This is a genomic window from Polyangiaceae bacterium (assembly GCA_016715885.1).
GTDB lineage: Bacteria > Myxococcota_A > Polyangia > Polyangiales > Polyangiaceae > Polyangium.
The window spans coordinates 318,401-341,637 of record JADJXL010000018.1 but is presented as its reverse complement, the minus strand read 5'-3'; the positions used below and the strand labels follow the sequence as shown (position 1 = coordinate 341,637).

General features: G+C 60.9%; 18 protein-coding genes and 1 pseudogene. 13 read left to right on the top strand and 6 right to left on the bottom strand.

What is annotated here, in order from left to right; genetic code table 11:
- Positions 1–9 precede the first annotated feature (9 nt).
- The 10 genes and pseudogenes from IPM54_22515 (at position 10) to IPM54_22470 (ending at position 13,630) form a co-directional block, all read left to right on the top strand.
- Positions 10–2,244, top strand: a complete 2,235-nt coding sequence (locus tag IPM54_22515; protein MBK9262564.1) for a sulfatase-like hydrolase/transferase — start codon at positions 10–12, stop codon at positions 2,242–2,244.
- 94 nt (positions 2,245–2,338) lie between these two features.
- Complete coding sequence (locus IPM54_22510; protein ID MBK9262563.1) at positions 2,339–3,031, top strand: HAD-IA family hydrolase; 693 nt, start codon at positions 2,339–2,341, stop codon at positions 3,029–3,031.
- A 22-nt stretch (positions 3,032–3,053) separates the two neighbouring features.
- Positions 3,054–4,502, top strand: a complete 1,449-nt coding sequence (locus tag IPM54_22505; GenBank protein ID MBK9262562.1) for a CoA-acylating methylmalonate-semialdehyde dehydrogenase — start codon at positions 3,054–3,056, stop codon at positions 4,500–4,502.
- Entirely contained in the window at positions 4,502–5,374 is an 873-nt protein-coding gene (locus IPM54_22500) for an acyltransferase (protein ID MBK9262561.1), read from the top strand. Before IPM54_22505 ends, IPM54_22500 begins: the two co-directional genes overlap by 1 nt.
- Positions 5,375–5,404: 30 nt before the next feature.
- Positions 5,405–6,811, top strand: a complete 1,407-nt coding sequence (gene hydA / locus IPM54_22495; GenBank protein ID MBK9262560.1) for a dihydropyrimidinase — start codon at positions 5,405–5,407, stop codon at positions 6,809–6,811.
- Positions 6,811–8,163 (top strand): FAD-dependent oxidoreductase, encoded by a 1,353-nt coding sequence (locus IPM54_22490; GenBank protein ID MBK9262559.1) that lies wholly within the window; start codon positions 6,811–6,813, stop codon positions 8,161–8,163. Before hydA ends, IPM54_22490 begins: the two co-directional genes overlap by 1 nt.
- 2 nt (positions 8,164–8,165) lie before the next feature.
- Positions 8,166–9,557 (top strand): NAD-dependent dihydropyrimidine dehydrogenase subunit PreA, encoded by a 1,392-nt coding sequence (gene preA, locus IPM54_22485; protein ID MBK9262558.1) that lies wholly within the window; start codon positions 8,166–8,168, stop codon positions 9,555–9,557.
- Between the two features lies 1 nt (position 9,558).
- A pseudogene (locus tag IPM54_22480) lies at positions 9,559–11,024 on the top strand (NCS1 family nucleobase:cation symporter-1).
- A 107-nt stretch (positions 11,025–11,131) separates the two neighbouring features.
- A complete protein-coding gene (locus tag IPM54_22475) occupies positions 11,132–12,883 on the top strand; it encodes a hypothetical protein (protein MBK9262557.1) in 1,752 nt (583 codons plus the stop codon).
- Positions 12,884–12,976: 93 nt separating this feature from the next.
- Positions 12,977–13,630 (top strand): hypothetical protein, encoded by a 654-nt coding sequence (locus tag IPM54_22470; GenBank protein ID MBK9262556.1) that lies wholly within the window; start codon positions 12,977–12,979, stop codon positions 13,628–13,630.
- Positions 13,631–13,672: 42 nt separating this feature from the next.
- Here the strand turns inward: IPM54_22470 and IPM54_22465 are convergent, their stop codons facing one another.
- Both IPM54_22465 and IPM54_22460 read right to left on the bottom strand, forming a co-directional pair.
- Positions 13,673–15,316, bottom strand: a complete 1,644-nt coding sequence (locus IPM54_22465; protein ID MBK9262555.1) for a hypothetical protein — start codon at positions 15,314–15,316, stop codon at positions 13,673–13,675.
- Positions 15,317–15,379: 63 nt separating this feature from the next.
- Positions 15,380–16,036, bottom strand: a complete 657-nt coding sequence (locus tag IPM54_22460) for a hypothetical protein (protein MBK9262554.1) — start codon at positions 16,034–16,036, stop codon at positions 15,380–15,382.
- A 115-nt stretch (positions 16,037–16,151) separates the two neighbouring features.
- Here IPM54_22460 and IPM54_22455 point away from each other — a divergent pair, with 115 nt between their 5' ends.
- The gene (locus tag IPM54_22455; GenBank protein ID MBK9262553.1) at positions 16,152–16,445 is read left to right on the top strand and encodes a hypothetical protein; all 294 of its coding nucleotides are present in this window, start codon (positions 16,152–16,154) and stop codon (positions 16,443–16,445) included.
- A 336-nt stretch (positions 16,446–16,781) separates the two neighbouring features.
- Here the strand turns inward: IPM54_22455 and IPM54_22450 are convergent, their stop codons facing one another.
- A complete protein-coding gene (locus tag IPM54_22450) occupies positions 16,782–18,212 on the bottom strand; it encodes an MCE family protein (protein ID MBK9262552.1) in 1,431 nt (476 codons plus the stop codon).
- Between the two features lie 285 nt (positions 18,213–18,497).
- On the opposite strand from IPM54_22450, the gene IPM54_22445 reads away from it, so the two are divergent.
- Positions 18,498–19,721 (top strand): CAP domain-containing protein, encoded by a 1,224-nt coding sequence (locus IPM54_22445; protein ID MBK9262551.1) that lies wholly within the window; start codon positions 18,498–18,500, stop codon positions 19,719–19,721.
- 6 nt (positions 19,722–19,727) lie between these two features.
- On the opposite strand, the gene IPM54_22440 is transcribed toward IPM54_22445, so the two are convergent.
- Positions 19,728–20,846, bottom strand: coding sequence for a cation transporter (locus IPM54_22440; protein MBK9262550.1), 1,119 nt, complete (start codon positions 20,844–20,846; stop codon positions 19,728–19,730).
- A 133-nt stretch (positions 20,847–20,979) separates the two neighbouring features.
- Between IPM54_22440 and orn the strand changes: the two genes are divergently transcribed.
- Complete coding sequence (gene orn, locus IPM54_22435; GenBank protein ID MBK9262549.1) at positions 20,980–21,531, top strand: oligoribonuclease; 552 nt, start codon at positions 20,980–20,982, stop codon at positions 21,529–21,531.
- 13 nt (positions 21,532–21,544) lie between these two features.
- Here the strand turns inward: orn and IPM54_22430 are convergent, their stop codons facing one another.
- The gene (locus IPM54_22430) at positions 21,545–22,183 is read right to left on the bottom strand and encodes a hypothetical protein (GenBank protein ID MBK9262548.1); all 639 of its coding nucleotides are present in this window, start codon (positions 22,181–22,183) and stop codon (positions 21,545–21,547) included.
- Between the two features lie 71 nt (positions 22,184–22,254).
- Positions 22,255–23,187, bottom strand: coding sequence for an ABC transporter permease (locus IPM54_22425; GenBank protein ID MBK9262547.1), 933 nt, complete (start codon positions 23,185–23,187; stop codon positions 22,255–22,257).
- Positions 23,188–23,237: the final 50 nt, after the last annotated feature.

Below are 23,237 nucleotides of genomic sequence, written 5' to 3'. Positions count from 1 at the left end.
CGTGGAGCGATGGGCGCATCGCTTGCTGGCTTGTTTGCTGCCGCATTCGACACGGCATGGGCGCGCGGACAAGGCGATGGCTCGGCCGACGTCAAACCATTTGCCGTGTTCTTGGCGGATGCCGGGCTCGTTGCACCCATCGCGCTCGGCGTTGGACTCGCCGTAGGCGTCGGCTCGGTCCTCGTCTTCCCTCATCGAGCGCCATCGCCTTCGAGCCTCACGGATTGGCTGCGCGACATGGCGAAGGGACGTCCTGCGGATGTCGCCGCATTCGCCCCGCTCGTGGTGATCGCGGCGTTTGTCTGGACCACCCTTACCGCGCAACTTGCGCGCGCGCTCCTCGGGCTCGATGTACCGGCGGCGATCGCTGGTTTCGCCATCGCAACGGGATCGCTCGTCATTGGGCTCTTGGCTGCGCTGCTTGCCCTCGCGTTGACGCCGGCTTTGCGACGAGCACTCGCGCTTGCAAGTGACGGAGGCAAAGGGTTTGTCGATCCAGTACGCACGGGAGCGACTGCGCTCGTCCTCGTGGCCGGTCTTTTCGCGCTCGGTGTTTCGACGGGCGGCGTGAGCGGCGAAGGCGGGCCTCTCGGGATTTACGGCGTGTTCAAGCGGCCCGAGCTCGATTTGCGAGCGCCTGCGCTTCTCTTGCTCGTGGCCGTGTCGTCACTCGCATTTGCGGCCGTGAGTTCGTTTCGACGAACCATTTTTTTCATCGCGGTGGCGCTCGCGCCGCTCACGCTTCTGGCGCGCTCTGCGGTGAAGCTCGGTGGTGAGGGTTTGCCCACGGCCCAGTTGATCGAGCGAGGTGCACCGCTGGGCAAGCTTTCGCTGAAGGGTTTGCGGAAGCTCAGCGATCGGGATCGCGACGGTGCGAGCGCATGGTTTGGCGGAGGCGATTGTCTCGAAGGCGATGCGCGCGTTGGACCGCTTGGCGTCGAGATCGCGGACAACGGGATCGACGAAGATTGTTCCGGATCGGACTTGAAGGCGGCAGCGCTGGCGGCGTTCAACAACGACAAACCTGCACAGGATCCGGTGATCGAAGCGGCGGCGCGGGATGTCGTGCCCAAGGATCTCAACGTCCTTTTGATCACGATCGACACGCTTCGTGCGGACCTGGGATACGCGGGATATCCGCACCCGGTTTCACCGAACCTCGATGCGCTCGCGGCACGCAGCACGGTGTTCACGACGGCGTATTCACTTGCGTCGTACACGGGCAAGAGCATCGGGCCGATGTTGATTGGGAAGTACGGGAGCGAAACGCAGCGCAATTGGGGGCATTTCAATAAGTTCAGCGAGGACGAGACGTTTTTGGCGCAGCGAATTTCGCGCGCGAAAATTCGTACGATGGGCGTGCATGCGCATCGTTACTTCGGCCCGTTCGGGGGACTCGATCGCGGCTTCGACGTGGTCGACATGTCGGCTGCTCCGCCCGAGGGAGCGCCATGGGACGTCGCGAACAAGTCGTCGAGCGCCGAGCTTTCGGATGCAGCGCTCGCGCTTCTCCAGCGTCCCGAGAACACGTCGGGTCGGTTCTTCATGTGGATCCATTATCTCGATCCGCATGCGGATTATTTGCATCACGACGACGTACCGGACTTCGGCAAAGGACAACGCGCGCTGTACGACGGTGAAGTTGCGTTCACGGACAAACACATCGGCCGAGTGCTCGATGCGGTGCAAAAAGCTCCGTGGGGATCGCGCACGGCGATCATCGTGACGAGCGATCACGGTGAAGCGTTTGGCGAGCACAAGATGTACCGGCACGGTTTCGAGCTTTGGGAGCCGCTCGTTCGCGTGCCGCTCGTCGTGCACGTACCCGGTGCCAAGCCGTCGCGCGTCGAGGCGCGGCGCAGCTTGATCGACCTTGCGCCGACGGTGCTCGAGCTGATGCACATCGATCTGCCAAAGCCTGCGGAGAACAGTGCGGATTGGTTGTCGGGAACGTCCTTGCTACCCGATGTTTTTTTGCCGCCGGGGCAGACCGCAGAGGCGCGAGACGTCATCGTCGACATGCCGGCGGGGCCTTACAACGATGCGCGACGATCGTTCATTCATGGAGATCTCAAGCTGACGATCTCGAACAATGCGGCGTACGAACTGTACGATTTGGCGAAGGATCCCGGGGAAACCGCAGACCTGTGGCAGAAGCCGGACGCGAAAGGCGACATGGCTGATCGTTACGCTGCGGCGAAGGCGCGCCTGCGCGAGATACGCGTCGTTGGACCTCGCAAATGACGCAACTTGTCGCGACCATCGTTTGGCTTTCCGTCACTCGGACTTCGGACGATTGGCGTTGAACGGCTGATACGGTGTCCATAGGATGAGCGACGTGCTCCCTCCGAAGGCGGTCGTGTTCGATCTCGACGGCACGTTGATCGACAGCCGTGGCGACATCGTTGCGGCGCTGAACCACGCGTTGATTTCGACGGGGTCGAGTCCGCAGCCGGCGTCGAAAATCGTGCCGCTCGTGGGCAATGGTGCCCGATCGCTTTGTGCGCGCGCCGTGAACTTGCCCGACAACGATCCCGAAGTCGACGAGCTCGTGCGGCTCTTTTTGGACTACTACCACGCTCATCCGCTCGACTTCACGCGCTGGACACCGGGGGCTCTGCAAGCGCTCGAAGACCTTTCGGCGATGGAGGACATGCTGATTGGTTTGTGCACCAACAAGCATCGCTCGACGACCGAAGCGGTTCTTGCGGGGCTAGGGATCGCGGATCGATTCGGCGCGGTCGTGGCTGGTGGCGATCTTCCCGAGCGCAAGCCTGATCCCGAGCCACTTCTTTTGACTGCGAAGTTTCTCGACGTCGATCCGCGCACCGTGGTGATGGTGGGTGACGGCGTACAGGACGTCGTTTGTGCGAAAAATGCTGGGGCCTGGTCGGTTGCCGTCGAGTCGGGATTCACGCCGACGGATGAATTGATGTTGGCCAGCCCGAACGTAGCGGTCAAAGACTTGTCGTTCGTCGCGGGAATCGTGCAACGTTGGCGCGAACCAACGACGAAGCTGAAGCTGCGTTGATGTTTTAGGAGGATGTTTGTCCATGCGTGTGCTCGAGAACTTCATCAACGGCGCCTGGGTTGCCTCGTCGGGCACCACGCTCCTCGACGTGAAAAATCCCGCGACGGGCGAAGTGCTCGCGAAGGTGCCGCTTTCGACGGCGAGTGATGTCGACCGTGCAGTGCAAGCTGCGCAAGCGGCGTTTCCTGCGTGGCGAGCGGTGCCGCCGGCCCAACGAGCGCGATATTTGTTCAAGTTGCGAACGGTGCTCGATGCGCATCGTGAAGAAGTGGCGAGCATCTGCACGAGCGAGCACGGCAAAACGCTCACGGAATCAATCAATGATTTCGGCCGCGGGATTGAAAACGTCGAGCATGCCGCGGGCATTCCGACGCTGATGATGGGCCAATCGCTCGAAGACGTCGCGACGAACATCGACAGCAAGACCGTGCGTCAGCCGCTCGGGGTATTTGCCGCGATTACGCCATTCAACTTCCCGCCCATGGTGCCGCTCTGGTTTTTGCCCTATGCGATTGCGACAGGCAATACGTTCGTGCTCAAGCCGAGCGAGCAGGTTCCGCTGTCGCAAAAGCGCATTTTCGAGTTGATTCAGGAAGCGGGTTTGCCCCCGGGCGTGGTGAATCTCGTCAATGGCGGCAAAGAGGTCGTCGAAGCGATTTGCGCGCATCCGACGATCAAGGGCGTTTCCTTCGTCGGTTCATCCGCCGTTGCGAAAATCGTGTATCAGCGGTGCGGCGAAACGGGCAAGCGTGTTCAATCGCTGGGCGGCGCGAAAAACTTCATCGTGATCATGCCAGACGCGGACATGGACCGCGCCGTGCAGAATGCCGTCGAATCTTGTTATGGGTGTGCAGGCCAGCGATGTTTGGCCGGCAGCGTCATCGTGCCCGTGGGCGATGCGTACGAACGCGTGCGCGACATGTTCGTCGACTATGCCAAGAAGCTCGTATTGGGCGATGGCAAAAAACCGGAAACGACGCTTGGCCCGGTGATTTCGCGGCCGCATCGCGACAAGGTGCTCGCATACATCGAAAAAGGCATTGCGGAAGGCGCGCGATTGGTGCTCGACGGACGCGGGGCGACCGTTGCGGGCTGCGAAGGTGGCAATTGGGTTGGCGCGACGATCTTCGAGGACGTAAAGCCGGAGATGGTGATTGCCAAAGAAGAAATCTTCGGGCCGGTCGTGTCCTTCATGCATGCCAAAACGCTCGACGACGCCATTGCAATGGCCAATGCCAGTGAATACGGCAATGCGGCGAGCATTTACACGACGAATGGAAAGGCCGCGCGCACGTTTGCTTCGCGCATCGAAGCGGGCATGGTCGGCGTCAACATCGGCGTCGCGGCGCCCATGGCATTTTTCCCATTTGGTGGGCAAAAAGGAAGCTTGTTCGGCGATACGAAAGCGCACGGGGCGACGGGGATCGACTTCTACACCGAGCGCAAGATCGTCATTGAAAGGTGGTTCTAATGGCCAGGAACGTCATCGGAGGCTTGATTCAGTGCAGCAACGCGCTGAACGATCCAAACGCATCGGTGCTCGCGATTCGCGATGCCATGTACGAAAAGCACATTCCGCTCATCGAAGAGGCGGGCAAAAAGGGCGTGCAGATCTTGTGTCTGCAAGAAGTGTTCAATACGCCTTATTTCTGCCCCTCGCAGGATGCTCGCTGGTGTGACACCGCCGAAGCCGTGCCTGGGCCGACGGTCCAAAAGCTCGCCGAATACGCCAAAAAATACCAGATGGTGATGATCATCCCGGTGTACGAGCGTGAATTCGCGGGCGTGTATTACAATACCGCCGCGGTCGTCGACGCCGACGGGACGTACCTGGGTAAGTACCGGAAAAACCATATTCCCCAGACGAACGGCTTTTGGGAGAAATACTTCTTCAAGCCGGGCAATTTGGGATATCCGACGTTCCAGACGCGATATGCCAAGATTGGCGTGTACATCTGCTACGATCGGCACTTCCCCGAGGGCGCGCGCCTCCTCGGATTGAATGGCGCAGAAATCGTCTTCAATCCCTCGGCAACGGTAGCCGGCCTTTCCCAATACTTGTGGAAGCTCGAGCAACCTGCGCATGCCGTCGCGAATGGATATTACATCGCGGCGTCCAATCGCGTGGGTACGGAAGCGCCGTGGAACATCGGCAAGTTTTACGGGACAAGCTACTTCTGCGATCCGCGCGGCAATTTCCTCGCCGTGGGAAGCGAAGACAAAGACGAGCTCGTGGTGGCCGAAATGAACCTCGACTTGATCGAAGAAGTTCGGCGCACGTGGCAATTCTACCGCGATAGGCGTCCGGAAACGTATGGCGACATGGTGAAACTTCTCCCGTGATGGGCACTTTTCTGGGGGCGTGAGGGCAACATGGGCATCTTGATCAAAAACGGCACAATCGTCTCGGCTTCCGACAAGTACGTTGGAGATGTGTATTGTGATGGCGATAAAATCGTCGCCGTCGGCACGGGGCTCGTGAAACAGAATGCCAACGATAGCGTCATCGATGCGTCGGGGCAGCTCGTTTTTCCGGGCGGCATCGATGCACACGTGCACATGGAATTGCCCTTCATGGGCACGGAGAGCTCGGACGACTTCGAAACGGGGACGGCAGCCGGCGTGGCCGGAGGAACGACGTCGATCATCGATTTCGTGATTCCGGCCCGTGGTCAAGATTTGCTCGATGGCCTGGCCATGTGGAAGGAAAAGGCGCGCAAAGCCGTCGCCGATTATGCCTTCCACATGGCCGTTACGTGGTGGGGCGACAAAACGCGCGCCGAAATGCAGCAATGCGTGAACGAAGAAGGTATTCCGTCGTTCAAGACGTTCATGGCGTACCGCGGAGCCATCGGCGTCGACGATTACGAGCTCGTGCAAGTCATGGAAACAGCTCGTGATTTGGGCGGCCTCGTGACCGTGCACGCCGAACATGGCGATGTGGTCGTGGCCCTCCAGAAAAAACTCGTGGCCGAAGGGAAATTGGAGCCCAAATACCACGCGGTATCACGGCCATCACCCGTCGAAGGGGAAGCGACGAATCGGGCGATCATGATGGCGCGGCTTTTGGGCGAGCCCGTGTACGTCGTGCACGTGACGTGTCGTGAAGCCATCGATGCAATCGCGGAGGCTCGAAAGCGCGGTCAGGTGGTCATGGGTGAGACGTGCCCGCAATACATGATATTGGATGACTCGGTGTACGAAAAGCCCGATTTCGAGGGAGCGGCGTACGTGATGAGTCCGCCGATTCGGCCGAAGGGTCATCAGGATGCGCTTTGGGCAGCGATTGCTTCAGGCGTGCTGCAGGTTGTCGCGACAGACCATTGCCCGTTCAATCAGGTGGGCCAAAAAGACATGGGGCGGCACGATTTCACCAAGATCCCGAATGGTGCCGCGGGCATCGAAAATCGATTGGGCCTACTTTGGACGTACGGCGTGCAAGCGGGTCGAATCGACGTAAACAGGTTCGTCGACATTTTCGCAACGCAACCGGCCAAGATATTCGGGCTCTATCCGCGAAAAGGGGCCATCCTGCCGGGCGCCGACGCAGATATCGTCGTATTCGATCCCGCAGGTAGCTCGACGATTTCCGCCAAGACGCACCATCACCGGTGTGATCGAAACATTTTCGAGGGATTCGAAGTAAAAGGCAAAGTCAGCCATACGATCGTGGCGGGACGCGTCCAATACAAAGACGGAAAGCTCGACGTACAACGAGGCGCGGGACGATTTTTGCCGCGGAAACTCGACAAGTTTCCCGTGCCGGTGAGGAGTGCCTGATGTCGACCGAGACGGCTCGCGTTCCGAGTTTACCTGGCGATCGGCTGGAGCAGCGCTTCCACGACAAGAAGCCGCCTTATGACGAGGCCGAAGCGATTGCCGAGGCAAATCGGTGTCTTTATTGCGTGGACGCGCCGTGCATCAAAGCGTGTCCCACGGAAATCGACATTCCCACGTTCATTCGCAAGATTGCCACGGGCAACGTAAAAGGTGCGGCGCGGACGATTCTATCGCAAAACCTGCTCGGTAAATCGTGCGGGCAGGTTTGTCCGGTCGAAGTGCTCTGCGCGGGCGCTTGCGTGTACAACGATTGGGAGCGCGAGCCGATTCGGATCGGCCGGCTTCAGCGATATGCGGTGGAAACGGCGATCGCCGCAAATCCGCAAATCTACACAAAAAAACCTTCAACGGGCAAACGCGTGGCGCTCGTCGGCGCTGGCCCGGCATCCCTTGCAGCCGCGGGATGGCTCGCATTGGAAGGGCACAAGGCCGTCATTTTCGAGCGAAAAGCATTGCCAGGCGGCCTCAATACACTCGGCATTGCGCCCTACAAGATGAAGGCCGATGAATCCATGGCCGAAATCGAATGGGTGCTTTCGCTGGGTGACATCGAAATTCGACAAGGCGTCGAAGTGGTCAGCGAAGCGAAAACTCCGGGGCAGGTTTCGGTTGCGTCGCTTTGCGATGATTACGACGCGGTGTTTTTGGGCTTGGGGCTCGGCCCCGATTCGCGCTTGGCCATCGAAGGCGAAGAAGGAAGCGGCGTCGAAGGCGCCACGGCGCTCATCGAACGGCTGAAGGCTGATCCGACATTGCGGCTCGAAGGCATTCGGCGAGCCATCATCGTGGGTGGCGGCAATACGGCCATTGACATAACGCACGAATTGGCGCTCTTGGGCGTGCACGCGACGATGCTTTATCGCGGAACCGAAGCGGAAATGTCCGCATACGACCACGAGATTGCCGCGGGTCGTATCGATGGCGTGAATGTCGTGTGTTCGCGCATTCCCACGAAGGTCGTTCGAGACGAAAACGGGCGCGTCATTGCGCTTCGCGTGGCACGCACGGAGAACAAACGCGCGGTCGCGGGGACCGAGGAAGACTTGCCGGCGGATTTGGTCGTCGTGGCGACGGGTCAAAGTCGATTGACGGACCTGGCGCGGGCATTTCCTGGCGTCGAATTGGACGCTCGAGGGCGGGTCAAAGTCGATGCAGCATCGCACCGTACGGGCAATCCGAAGGTGTGGAGCGGTGGGGATTGTGTCAATGGTGGCAAAGAAGTCGTCAATGCCGTAGCCGAAGCGCGCGTTGCCGCTCGCAGCATGCACGCATTTCTCGTTGGCGGAGGGTAGCCGTGGCAGATCTTTCCATCGATTTCGCGGGGATCAAGAGCCCGAATCCATTTTGGCTCGCGTCGGCGCCGCCGACGAATACGGGCGATCAGATCATGCGGGCATTCGACGCAGGTTGGGGAGGAGCGGTCTGGAAGACGCTCGGCAATCCCATCGTGAACGTGTCGAGTCGGTTTGGCGGGATCGACTATGGCAATACGCGCTTGATGGGCCTGAACAACATCGAGCTGATCACGGACAGGCCGCTCGACGTGAATTTGCGCGAAATTCGCGAAGTAAAACGACGGTATCCGAATCATGCGGTCATTGCGTCGCTGATGGTCGAGACGAAAGAAGAATGGAAAGAGATCATCGAGCGCGCGGAAGAAGCGGGAGCGGACGGGCACGAGCTGAATTTCGGCTGTCCGCACGGAATGTGCGAACGGGGCATGGGTTCGGCGGTGAGCTCCGAGCCGAAAGTGCTGCTCGAAATTGCCCGATGGGCGGTCGAATTCGCGACGAAGCCGGTCATCATCAAGCTGAGCCCGAACGTGACGGACATCGTGGAGCCGGGCGAAGCGGTGCTGGAATCGGGAGCGCATGCGATATCGCTGATCAACACGGTAAAATCGATCATGGGTGTCGATTTGGACCGAATGGTGCCGCTGCCGCGCGTGGGTTCAGGTTCGACAAACGGCGGTTATTGTGGACCTGCGGTCAAGCCGATTGCGCTGCACATGGTTGGTGAATTGACGCGGCACCCGGGAATCGCAAAGTTGCCCATTTCTGGGATCGGCGGTATCGCGAATTGGCGCGACGCGGCCGAGTTCATTGCGCTTGGGTGTACGAGCGTGCAGGTGTGCACGGCGGTGATGCATTATGGTTACCGCATCGTGGAGGACATGATCGAGGGGCTCAGCGATTTCCTCGATGCGCGCGGAATGAAGTCGGTGATGGACCTGCGAGGGCGCGCCGCATCGGCCTACAAGAATTGGGGCGAGCTGGATCTGGCGTATCGCGTCGTCGCCGACATCAATCCGGACAAATGCATTGGCTGTCAACTGTGTTACGTCGCGTGCATGGACGGAGCGCATCAATGCATCCATTTGCCCGGACGAACCGAAGCGGAATCGCGAAAAGCAGGACACACGCACATTCCGAAGTTCGTCCCGGAGCGCGCCGTCACGGCGAAAGGTGGTGCGACGGGAGCGCGCGTGCCGTACGTGGACGAAGACGAATGCATTGGGTGCAATTTGTGCCAATTGGTTTGTCCCGTTTCGGGATGCATCACGATGAAGGAGATGTCGTCGGGCAAGCCGCACGAATGCTGGGATGATCGCGTGCAAAATGGCACCGATTTCGTTCCTGGAGGATTGCGCGTGACCGAAGCTGCACGCGCCAAGCGGAGCAGTTAGCATGTCGCTGACGAACGAGGATCTCGCGCCGGTTCCGCAGGACAAACGGACCTGGGGGCTCGTACACTTCGCAGCGTTGTGGGTCGGAATGGCTGTCTGCATTCCGACGTACACGCTGGCATCGGGGCTCATCGATCAAGGAATGAGTTGGTCCGAGGCGCTTTTGTGCGTGGCGCTCGGCAATGTCATCGTCCTCGTGCCGATGGTGCTCAATGCGCATGCGGGCACGAAGTACGGGATTCCTTTTCCAGTGTTCGCGCGGGCTTCGTTCGGAGTGCTCGGGGCAAACGTGGCGGCCATTTTGCGTGCGCTCGTGGCATGCGGATGGTTCGGCATTCAAACGTGGTTTGGCGGCCTTGCGCTGTGGCAGCTCTTGGTCGCCATTTCGCCGTCGGCGGGCGAATTGTTGAGCTCGGAAGCCATAAAAGCTTCGTTCCTTGGAATTCATCCGGGCGAGCTTCTTGGCTTTGCGGTTTTTTGGCTCATCAATTTGTTTTTCATCCTGCGAGGGACGGATTCGATCAAATTCCTCGAAACGCTGGCAGCTCCATTCTTGATCGTGATGGGGCTCTTGCTTTTGGGGTGGGCTTATTCCCGCGCAGGTGGGTTTGGCCCCATCCTCGCGACGCCTTCGAAGCTCGAAGGGCCGGCATTTTGGAGCGTTTTCGCGCCGGGGCTGACGGCCATGGTGGGTTTCTGGGCGACGCTCTCGCTGAACATTCCCGATTTCACGCGGTATGCGAAGAGCCAGCGTGAGCAAGCGATTGGTCAAGCGATTGGGCTTCCGCCGACGATGATCTTGTTTTCGTTCATCGGCGTCGCGGTGACGTCGGCAACGCAAATCATTTTTGGCGAAATGATTTGGGATCCCGTCAAGTTGCTCGCGCGGGTCGGCGGCGCGTTCGTGCTCGTGCTGGCCATGCTTGGTTTGTCGATTGCGACGCTGTCGACGAATCTGGCGGCCAACGTGGTTTCTCCGGCCAACGATTTCTCGAATTTGGCTCCCTCACGCATTTCGTACAAAATGGGTGGAGTGATCACGGCGGTCATCGGAGCGCTGATTTTCCCCTGGAAGCTCATTGAGTCGTCCAAGGGATACATCTTCACGTGGCTCGTGGGATATTCCGCGCTGCTCGGTCCCATCGGCGGCATCATGATTGCCGATTATTTCATCGTGCGCAAAGCAAAGCTCGAAGTGGACGATTTGTATCGTCGCGGGGAGCATACGAATATTCGAATGGCATCAATTGGCTTGCCATCATCGCACTCTCGATTGGCGTGGCCTTGAACCTGCCTGGATTCCTTGCCGAGGCGATTCCTTCGTTGAAGGACAGCGTGCCGGGATTCTTGAAGACCATTTACACGTACGCTTGGTTCGTCGGGTTCTTGGTTTCTGGCGGCCTTCATGTTGTTTTTCAACGCACACTCGGTAAGCGCTCGATGGCGGTGGAAAGAGCAAGCGGCTGATTGCCGCGTCCAGCGTGCACGAAAGCCTTGCTTGGCCAAGCGAGAACGGCGATAGTGTGCTCTCGTCGAGAGACTAACTTTTTGCTTCGAGTCCGACGGGAGGCGTCATGCATTTTCGCGTTGTTTCTGCGCTGGTAGCGCTTGCCTTGGCGGGGCTGGGCATTGCAAGTTGCACCCAGGATTTCAGCCAATTCGAACCGCAGGCGGAGGGGCCCGGAGGTTGTCTCGCCGGTGAGAAGCTTTGCGACGAGACGTGCGTGGCAATCGACGATCCGTCGTATGGATGTGGAAACGGGTGCGACCCGTGCTTTTTCGGCAATGCAGCCGCCGCATGTGTGGGGGGCAGTTGCGCGATCGACACCTGCAATGCCGGATTCGACGATTGCGACGGGATGGCGTCGAACGGGTGCGAGACCGAAACGGCGACCGACCTGAACAATTGCGGCGCGTGCGACACGCAGTGCACGGCTCCGAATGCGGCGGGGCAATGTCAGGCGGGTACGTGTAGCGTCGGCCAATGCAATTCTGGCTTCGCCAATTGCGACATGGACGCCGCCAACGGCTGCGAAGCGATTTTATCGAGCGATCCGAACAACTGCGGCGCGTGTGGCACGACGTGTAATGCTTTCCAGGCGTGTCTGAACGGTGATTGTAAGGACAATCCTTGCGGCGCGGGGACGGCAAACTGCAATGGTGACGCCGCGGATGGTTGCGAGACGCTGCTCGGCACGACACAGAATTGCGCATTCTGCAACAATGCGTGCAATTTGGCGAATGCCACCGAGGCGTGCGTCATGGGAATGTGCGCCGTCGACTCGTGTGACATGGGGTGGGCCGATTGCGACATGACACCTGGCAACGGCTGCGAAGTGAACACCACGACCGTGATGAATTGCGGCGCTTGCGGAAATGCTTGTCCGAGCGGCCCCAATTCGATGGCCACCTGCGCGAATGGCATGTGCGGCCTCGCGTGTTCGCAAAATTTCGCCGATTGCAATAACGATCCGACGGATGGTTGCGAGGTCAATTTGCTGACTTCGACGGCGAATTGCGGCACTTGCGGACATCTTTGCTCGGGAGCGAATTCCGTGAGCACAGGGTGTACGAACGGCGCTTGCACGCCAACGTGCCTCGATGGATTCGGCGACTGCACGAAGCCTGCCGCGCCCATGATGGATGACGGATGCGAGACGGCCACCGTGGATGACGTGTTCAATTGCGGCGCATGCGGCCGCGTGTGTTCCGGGACAAACACGGCATCGAGGAGCTGCACGGGAACGACGTGCACGTCGACGTGTGATTTGGGCTTCGCGAATTGCACGATGCCCATGCCTGGCACCAACGACGACGGCTGCGAGTTGAATGTGCAGACGAACGGCTTCAATTGTGGCGGCTGTGGAAACGATTGCAGCGGAAGCCTGGTCTGCAATGCTGGTGCATTGATGCAAAAGCAATGCGGGTGCTCGAACAATCCTTCGTGTGGATCCGGTGGCAGTTGCTCGGCAAACCGATGCTCCTGCGGCGGCACGCAATGCGGAATTGGCGAAAACTGCGTCGGCGGAACGTGTTCGTGTAATGGTGGCGCGTCCTGCGGCGCCTCGATGCTATGCTGCCAAAATCCCGCGGGTTGTGTCGATCCGTATACCGATGCGGCGAATTGCGGCGCATGCGGTCGCGCGTGTCCCTCCGGTTTCGTATGTGGCGGCATGCCACCGCAAGCCCCGCAATGTCGCTGCGACGAAGACGCCGATTGCAATGGCGGATCGACCGGCACCTGCAACATGAACGGGACGTGCCAGTGCGGCGCCATGCAATGCGCGCTGGGCGAACGCTGCTTGTCGAACGGCACCTGCGGATAAGCAACAATCTCGACGCCCCAAGCAAATCGCATCACCACAACATCGCGACAAACAACCCTTGGCGCGCCTCGGCCCCCACGCTATTCTGGCCGGATGTTGCCGCCGTGGGAGCATCCCGATTGGTACGATCTGCACGATACGACGTGGACAGCAGGACCCGAACGGGAACCCGAGCATTATCGTGAACTGATTCTGTCACTTCCGCCGCTCGATGCCGACGATCACCTTGCAGACGTCGGCACCGGGACCGGAAAACTCGCGCGGATGATCGTAAAAGCTTATCCGGAGCTCGGGCGTGTCACGCTGGTCGAGCCGAATGCGCAGAAAGTCGTGCGCGCCGAACGGTCGCTTGCGGAGCTGTTGCCACGCTCGACGACGCGTATCCGATCGATGGCCGAGGGCCTCGGAACCGGGCGCATTCAGCTTTCGCCCGCACCCACCGTGGTGACCGTCGCGAGCGTCTTGATGCCGGTGATGGAAATGCGCGGCGGCACGCTACGAAGTGCACTTACGTGGCTCGATTCGGCGCTTTCCGAGCTGGCGACCATGGTGGCTCCGGGCGGGCATCTGCTGCTTTTGGAAACCCTCGGCGCGCCGTGGGCGCGTGGAAGCCTGGACGAACCGGCGCGACGGCTCAGTTTGTCCGAATTCGGCGAACGGCTCGCGCATGCAGGCATGCGCAACATCGAATGCACCTACCGATTTCGAGATCGCGTGGTGCTCGTCATCCGGCCCGATTCCAAATAATCTTCGCGGTACGTTTTTCAGGACGTACCCAAACCGCGCTTGCTACTTGCCGTGCCCCGGACCGAGGACCAGGTCCATTTTGACGACGGGATCGAAGTTTTCGACGTGCGGCGGGTGGTGACAACTCGAAACGCAAGATTGCGGATCGGGCTTGAGCACGATGAGCCCCTTCTTTTCCGGGTCCTTCGCATGCAGCGAACCCGGGCCGTGGCACTCTTCGCATTGCACGTCCTTGAGTTTGTCGACGAACGTGACGGTCGATCCGCCCGGTTGATCGTACCCTGTGACGTGACAACTCACGCAATCGAGGTTGTATTCTTTGAAATCCGTTTGCAGCGTCTGGTATGCATGCGAATGCGGCGTGCCATCCCAAACTTTACGCTCTTCGTCGTGGCACGTGGTGCATTCTTCCACGCCAATGAACGTTGGCTGCCCAGGGCCCGCCGGTGCAGGTTTGCGATCGGCAAATGCCACCTTGTTGTGATCATTGACGCGCTTGTAATAATCAGCAAGCTGATTCTTGACGACCGGTTCGGCGCCGAGTTTTTCCCGCACCTCGACCAACCGATAACGAAAGAAACTCCCCGACGGCACGGGCGGTGATTCTTCGAGTTTGGCACGGTCGATTCGCAATTTTTCCAAATCCGCTTTTCGCGCCGCGAGATCCTCGGGTTTTACCTTACCACCCTTTTCCCATGATTGGATGCGAGTCTCGAGCTCACGGATGCGACCGGACACGCTCACGAGCTCCTCAGCACGCGATATGCCACTGGCATCCGCAAAAACAAGGGGAGCATTTCCAGCCGGCGCACCGCGGACGAAAAGATCAACGACCGCGACACTTTGCAAATGATTCGACGTCTCCACGACGAGCGTATTGCCAAGATGCATGGGCGCCTTGGCGCCGTCATTCGCATGTCCGCCCTCGAACGGCTTGCCAATGACGAGCACCGACAGCTCGGGGAATGCATCGGCTAATCGCAATGCTTCGCCCCGCGGTATCGCTGCGACGCCTACGAGAACGCGCGCCCCCTGCCGCTTCGCCTCAGCAATACCCTCGCGCATTGCATCCACCGCAGGCTTGGTCGTAATGCCCGCCGGAAGCTGTCCCGAGCGATCACGCGGATCCGCAACGCCTACGATGCCAATCTGAAGCCCACCCACTGCGCGCATAACGACCGGCGCCGGCCGAGGTGCGCCGTCAACGTTGCCCGCAAGCAGCGCAGCACCCGACGCCGCAACCGCTTTGCTCAAGAAGTCGGCGCCACCGGCCCAATCGTTGACGCCCGGGGCCCAAGCGACCAGCCCGAGATGCTTGAACGCCGCCGCAAGCGTATCGGCTTTCCACGATTGCTGCGTTTGTTGCTGCACGCTGAGCGTCGCATCACCGAACAACATCGGCCCGGCGCCCAGAACGATGTTCGCTGGAGCCGCAGATGCCTCGGATTTCAGGAATGCCGCGAGATGGTCGACGCCGCCGAGTTGGTCCTTCGTGCAGCCACAAGGCTCGATCGCACCTGCAATGTTGCTGAGTACGTAGAGACGAACCGTGGGCTGCGTCGGAACTGCTTCCGCCCCCGCATCCACCATTGCCGCAGGCGGCGTACGACAGCCCTGACACGCAGCGACCGTAGCCCCGAGAATCAACGACAGAGAGAGGGCAACCCCCGGAAACGCACGAGACATCGATGCGCTTGTAGCACACGGAGCGGCCACCGCGCAGGTGAGTACGGCACGCGCCCGTCGCGGCTACGGATGATCGACGACCCGCTCCGCCAGAACGCGACCGCGCGCGTCCATCAGGGAAACGCGCCATTTGAGTGCGCCAGCGCGCTGCTGCGTCGAGTGACCGGCGCGCTTGACGACCTTGGGGGAAAACCGCACACGCTCCTTCCCCTTTTGCAGCGGATCTTGCGCCATCACCGTCGTGGCACCTTCGGCCACGACCCTCGACGCCGCGTCTTCGAGCGCATAATACAGCGTCGTCGGCATGTTCGCCCTGCCCTCGATCCGCCATGTGATCGCCGCGGAAAAACCCGAACCAGGGACGACTGCCTCCACCGCGGCCTCGCCAATCGGTGCCGCTTTTTGCGATCGCGTGAGCGGCATGCCGCCGAACGTGCCCACGTCGAGCGGCAGATGCGTAACGCCCCACCGCTCGCCGAGCACGCGCCGCGCATCGGTGAGCGCGAGTTTGTCGGAAATGAACGGCGTTCGGGCGACGCGCATATCGCCAGGAGCCTCCTCGAGCGCCGTGACGAACGCCGACGTGAAACGCGAAAGTCCACCGCCTGCGACGCCCGCGCCAATGCGCGTTGCTCGCGCTGCGATGACGCGCAGCCCGGGGCGATCTTCCGCGAACTCGCGGAGCCACGGCGGCAGGAGCGCATGATCTGGGCCGCGCACCGATGACGACGTCGAGCACGAGCAGCACGGCTCGAGCGCGGAGGTGCGACACGTGGCGCGTCATCATTTCAGCACTGATCGTGCCGTCCGACACCGCAAAGCCCGCGGGGCTGGCGTGGCCCGAAAAGTAGAAGACATAGTTTGTCGCGGCGCGTTCATCGGCAGCGTCCATCGCGCTCGCGACGGCGGCGCACGTCACGCGCGGTCCGGTGCGAACATCAGCGACGAGGCGCGGAGGGCCGAGACCTCCAGTAAACAGGTCGTGGACGGCGCGCGCGTTTGCCGCAGGGAAGTCGTGCTCGCGCGGTGCATGGGCGCCGATACAAACGAGGTCGTGCGTGAGGCGGGATGCAACCATGATGACGGCAGCTCGGCAGGTGCGGCGAAGGGGCCGCGTGTTCAGTGCTGAACACTGAACAACTTAGCAGGTGCTGTCAACAAAGATCGAACGCCCGCCCGCAAGAGATCTCGGCTGCCGATGGGTGACGTGGCGTTGTAACGAGGACACGAAAGGGGCGAATGCGGGAAGCCCTGGGTCGCCATTTGGTTGCGCAATGCACCAAAACCGAAGCCCTGGGTCGGCTTTTCGAGTGTAACGGCGCAACCACCCGGCGTCCCATGTTCGCCAATTACATAGTTGGAACACTTATGCGACGCGCAGTGTTCAGTGTCCGTTCGTTCAGTCCATGCCGAGCATAAGCCGCGGATGGCCGTTTTCGCTTGCCGCGTCGGTGTGTGCCTGGCGCTACAGTCCGGCCGGCACGAACGGCAAGATCGTCTTCAGGTCCTTGTCGTTGAACCTGAGCTGCAAGCCGATGAAGTAGTCTCGGCGATCCGCGTTGAGGATGTTGTCCACACCACCCAAGAGCCACAATTTCCGGACGAATTCATACGAAAGCGCAATGCGCCAGCGCGGCGATATCTGCTCGCCAAAGCCAAAAAGGTCCTGCCGCAACTCGAATCGATCGTCGAGCAAATGCAGGTCGAGCCCAATGGCGCCCGAGGATTCACGAATGCCAAAGCGGCCGGTAAATGGCCCCACGCGTTTGGCGAACTGGAACGAAAAGCGGAACGCGTTCGTGGTTACGGTGCGAACTTCGCGGTAATAGGGCGGATTGTTCGGGTTGCTCGATTCGACGTCGATTTGCTCGAACGTCGTCAAACCGCGCGGATCGTTGACGACTTCGAATAAATAATATTTGTCTTCCGAAGGCGCGAGCCGCAATTCGACATAACTCTTCACGGTGTTCGCGAGGAAGTTGTATTCGCTTCGGAGCCCGACGATCGTTTGCAGGCGACTGATACCGCCGACGAATTCACCCACGTCGCCGACCACGTTTTCGACTTCATTGATGAGCGTCTCGTCCTTGGTCAATTTCCCCAAGGTTCCTTGGCCCTTGTCGATGCGAGCCGCGACGTTGTCGGCGTGCGCGAGAGCCGATTCGAGCGAACCGGTCGCTCGTTCCAGGCGCGTTGCGGCGCTGCGCAAATCCCCAGGCCGTCCGCCTTCACCCGTTTGGGCACCCGTCATTTTGCGAATATCGGACGTCACTTGCCGGACGTTGTCGAGGATCGCATTGATGTTGGGCTGAGATTGCGCGGTGATGCTGTTGATGTTCGTAATCGTGTCTTTCACCGCGGCGCGATTCTCTTTCACCGTCTCGTTCAGCGCTTCCGTCACTTCGGCGAGATTCTTGAGTATCGCTTCGAGCTGATCTTTGCCCTTGTCGCTACCGACGGTCGTTTTCAGCGTCTCCGTGACGGTCTTGACGTCGCGCAAAATGGCGGCCACTTGGCCCTGCAGCGATTCCATCGTCGGCTCGTCGATGTATCGCGTAATTTGTCCCTGGTCCGGAATCTGCGGATTGCCCTCGGTGCCAGGCGTGAGCACCACATAATATTCGCCAATCAAACTCGTCGCTCGGCGCCCAATGGCAGCGTCCGTATAAAGCGGCGCCGTTGGAAACATTTTGATGTCAATGCGCGCCTTGCCGCCATCGAGCCATATTCGATCGACCGTCCCGACCTGAATACCCGACACCATGACGCGCGACAGCGGAGCGATCCCCGTCACGTCGGGCAAATGCGCCCATACGCGATAACCACCCGCAGTACCGGCATCACGAGAGACGAACCGATAGCCACCGTAGGCGGCCCCGGCGAGCGCCACGGTCATGATCCCGACTTTCGCCGCTCGATTGACTTCGATTCCCAAGCGCCGCGAGCTTAGCACGAAGCTCGGTGCACGACGTTGCCCTTTTTCGGGTTCGCCTTGTGCCTGCGGCCCGCGAATACGCGCATCGCGCCGAAAGTTTGCTACGCCGTCGGAATGCGCCGCGGTGTGCCCAATTCCCTCCCCTCGAATCTGACTCGTACCGCGTTGCATCGGGACAGGCGCTACTTCGTCGAACGGCCCACGCGCGGCGAAATCCTCGCCCACGATCCCAGCCGAGACGGACACATGCCTTCGAGCCACAACGGGTCCAGCCATTCCCCGAAACGCCGCACGCTCCGCCCCTCGAGGCCCATAGCCGCCGCCTTCATCGCCCTCGCGCTCGCGTCAACGGCCCCGGTCGTCGCGTCGTCAGACATCGGGCCACTGCGCGTTCAGTGGAAAACCGAGCTCTCCTCGCCCAAGGCAACCGCTTCGACAAACCCCAAAGAAACCGCGCTCCTTGCTCTGTGCGGGCCCGCCGATACCGCATTGATGGACGTCGCTGCGATCGTCGCCAAACGACAGCTCGATGGAGCGCATGGGCTCACCGCGGACGAGCTCGCCTTCGCGCTGCGTGCCGCAGGCGATCCACACGTGTGGCCCAAGGCGTGGTCGTTGTCGGGCGAAAACCTGGACGATGACGACATCGCCACGCGCTTCAAAACGTTCATGAGCACAGCTCGAACGCTCGGCAAAAGACGATGCGGCGTCGCACGACAACAAGGTGCAGGAGACGCGAGCGTGGCGACGGTGATCACGGTCGACGCGCTCGCCGATATTTCACCCGTTCCAACATCGGCGCGTGTGGGCCAGTGGATCAACCTCGAAGGCGTCATGCTCGTCCCAGCCTCGGGTGTGCAGGTCGTGCTCCTTGGACCGCGCGCCGCGCCGAGAACGGTCCCGAGCTCTCTGTCGGGAGGACGCATTCGATCGACGTTTTCGGTCGATCAGCCAGGCGCGTGGCTCGTGCAAGTGCTCGCCACGGTTTCAACGGGGCCGCGCCCCGTGCTCGAAGCGACGATCTACGCTGGCCAGAAGCCTCCGACGGAGTTTGTCCGAGCACCGGTGCCCGGAGAAGAGGCTGCTCAAGGCGTCAAGGATCCCGCCGAAGCGATGCTGCGCATGATCAACGCAGCGCGTATTGCCGAAGGACGAAGGCCGCTCACGCGCGACCCAGCGCTCGATGCCGTTGCGCGCGCTCATTCGGAGGAAATGAAGAAGGCGCGCATGGTGGGGCACGACGTGGGCGGCGGTGATCCTCGCGCGAGGCTCCAAGCAGCAGGCATCAGCTCTGCCGTCGCCGGCGAAAATGTCGCCAGCGCAAGCTCGCTCCAAAACGCTCACCGAGCGCTCTGGGCGAGCCCATCGCATCGCGGCAACCTGCTTCTGGAAAGGTTCACGCGCGTAGGAGTTGCCGTGGCGCAAGCGGCTGATGGGACGTACTGGGTGACGGAGATGTTTGCGGGTTGAGCGGGTTCAGGCCGGCTCGCGTTCACGGGCTGTGGTTCGTCCTTCCGAACCATCCGTTGTTTGTATGGACAAATCCTTGGGATCCGTCGGTTTGCGCCGCAAGGTGACGAGCTCTGGAGCCCGCGACGGTTCCGGCTGAATCGTGCAGTGTTCGAGCTGGTGCACTTCGCGCATGCGCGTAGCGACCGCTTGCACGACATCCGTCCCGTGAAAGCCACGCGCGATCACGATGTGCACCGTGAGCACGTCGAAACCTTCCGATATCGACCACACGTGCAAGTCGTGAAAGTCGACGACGCCTGGAACACCGCGAATCGTCTTCTCGATGTCCGCGATGTCCACTTCGATGGGACTTCCCTCCATGAGCACGTGCGACGTGTCGCGTACGAGCCTGAACCCACCCCACAAGATCAACACGGCGATGATGACGCTGATCACGGGATCGGCGCGGTTCCAACCCATCGTGTAAACGAGCACGCCACCTACGATGGCTCCCACGGATCCGAGCGCATCAGAGAGCACATGCGCGAGCGCTGCACGCGTGTTGACGTTGTGCCCATGCGAGCCGACCGAAAGCACGGCTGCTGAAAGTAGGTTGATGACGAGCCCGACCACCGCCGTCGCCATCATCGCCGTCGCATCGATCGCTCGTGGCTCACGGAATCGTTGCGCCGCCTCGCCGAAGATCCACACCGCCGTGAGCGCGAGCGCGACACCGTTGGCAAACGCTGCCAGCACCTCAGCGCGACGATGCCCGTACGTGCGCGCGCGCGTCCGCTGTTGAGCTGCGATGCGCTGCGCGATCATCGCGAGCGCGAGCGCCGCGGCATCGGCGAGCATGTGCCCCGCATCGGCAACGAGCGCGAGGCTGCCCGAGACAAACCCGACGATGGCCTCGACGAACATGAAGCCCGCCGTGATCGTGAAAGCGAACACGAGCCGCCGAAACGGCGTGCGGCGCAGCTCGTTCAGACCATGGCTGTGATGATGATCATCGTGACCATGCGCATCGCCATGATGCGCGTGGTCGTGACCTTTCGCGTGGTCGTGCCCATGTTCATGGTCGTGCGAGTGGGCCGCGTGATGCGCACGCCCGACACCCTTCACGTCCGATTCGACGGCCATATGGTCCTAGCCTAGTCGATCCGGGACGGAGCGACGGGATCGATCCAGTCGCTCGACCAGGACCAGCGCCTACCGATGAAGCTCATGCGATGAAAACTGCGAAGCCGACGTTTCGTTGATTATGCTGCGCCGCATGGCGGAAGTTTCACCGGACCGGCTGGTATGGGTCGACCTGGAGATGACGGGGCTCGATCCGAAAAAGTGCAGGATCGTGGAGATCGCGACGATCGTCACCAGCTCGAACCTGGACATCATCGAAGAAGGACCGAACCTGGTCATCCACCAGCCCGAAGACGTGCTCGCGACGATGAACGACTACGTTCGCGCGCTGCATACGAAGTCGGGGCTGCTCGATCAGATCCGCGCATCCACGGTGACGCTCGAAGACGCCACGGAACAAACGGTCGCCTTCATCAAGAAGCACGTCCCGTCTGGAACGGTGCCGCTCTGCGGTAACTCGGTGTGGAAGGATCGCGAATTTCTCGAAGCCTACATGCCTCGCGTCGTCGCGTACTTGCACTACCGAATCATCGACGTTTCGACGCTGAAGGAGCTGGTGCGTAGGTGGTGTCCGCATCGCGAAGCGCCGAAGAAAAAGGAAACGCACCGAGCGCTCGACGACATTCGCGAATCGATCCAAGAGCTCGTGCATTATCGGTCGATGTTTGTCCCGACGAGCGGTTGACAAGACAAACCGTTCACGCTCGAAACAGCGCAATCACCCAGAGCGCCACGCCTGCAAGCGCTACGACGACGCCCGGCTGAGCACGTGCAAACGCCTTTCCTTCGGGTGCTCGCGTCGCTTGGCGCAACGCCCATGCAGCACCGCCCGCCCATGCGACGAAGGCAACGACGAGCGCGATGACCCAGGGCACGCGCGGAGCTTCGTCACGCAAGAGCGCCGTGATCTGTCGCTGCTCGATGCGCTGCGGCGATTCCGTACGCGTCCCCGGCGGACGAGGCGCTGCGGCTTCGATACGCGCGATCGCTCGGTTGGCCCTGTCGAGATCCGCTGCGTGAGGAATGCTGATCCAGCGCGTCTCGAGTGCCGCCGTGCGAATGCCTCGCCATGCAAGGAGCGCCAGCTCGCGATCGCCGCGTCCTTCGGCTGCCGTCGCGATGGCCACGAGTCGTTCGTAGGCGACACGCACATGCGGCGCACCGGGGGCGTACCAACCCGCAGCTCGACGCGCACGTGTTGCTGCTTCGCGCACGTCGGCCTGCTGAAGCGCTGCGGTGCTCGCCGCAATTTCCGACTCGCCTGCCCAAATCACGCGCGCGGTGATCGCTCCGATGAGCAGTCCCATTGCGGAGAGGACGGACAAGACGCGCAGCAACAAGCGCAGCTTTCGAGCGCGCGCGGGCGTCAAATCCGATGCGTCATTTTTCGTTGCGGACGGCTCCGCAGTCACAGGAAGTCACGCTCGTTGAAGACGAGCACGGCGATCGTGAGCAGACCGAGCGACCAGCCGATCGAGGTGAGCGATGCCATGCCGAGGTAGTCGGAGAGTTTTACCGTGGCGAGCTCGCCGAGCAAGAGCGGGCGCGGCGGGACGTAAATTTGAAGGTTCGGCACGACTTTGGAGAGCGCGACACCGCAGTCGTGAATGAACTGCCCGAAGGTTTTGACGGGCAAACGCGCCAAGGTGTCGGCTTGACGTCCGACGATGAAAAGCCCGAGCGTCATGAGCGCGGAGAGAAACGGCGTCGAGAAAGACGCGAATAGCGTCACGATCGCTGCGAGGATGCTGATTTCCAGAATCGTGAGGGCACTCGAGGCCAGCACGACCTGACGTTCGTCCGCAGCAGCTCCGGAAAAAACGATGCCCAGGAGGAGCATGCCGGCGGCCCACGGAATCGGGCCGTACGTGCGCATCACAGGCACGCGCCAAGCAGCGACACCGGCAAGCGCGAGCCATCCCAACGAAGTACCGAGCAGCAGTGGGACGGATCGTCCGGCCAAACCCGCACCGAGCATCAGGACGACGCCCGCGTCTGCCATGATGAACACGGCGATCGTGAGCAGCGTGCCGAGGTATTTGCCCACGAGGTACTCGCCGCGCCGGATGGGCCTTGCGAGAATGGGGAACAGTGTTTTTTGCTCGAGCTCGCGGTGCAGTGATGTCGCGCCGATGATGACCGCGACGGCGATGCTGAAGACGGAAATCGACGCCGCCCCGAGATCACTCACCACGCGCGGAGCGTTCTTCAGCGTGTATGCACCGACGATGAGTGAGTAGATGGAGACGGCCAGGGCGACGCCCGCCAGCCCGATCAAAATGCGCGCACGCACCGATTCGCGGTACGTGTTGAGAGCGATGGCACCCACTCGGCCGAACATGGCGCGAAACTAGCACGAAGCGTTTATCGGATGCGTTGCGACGCGCGTTC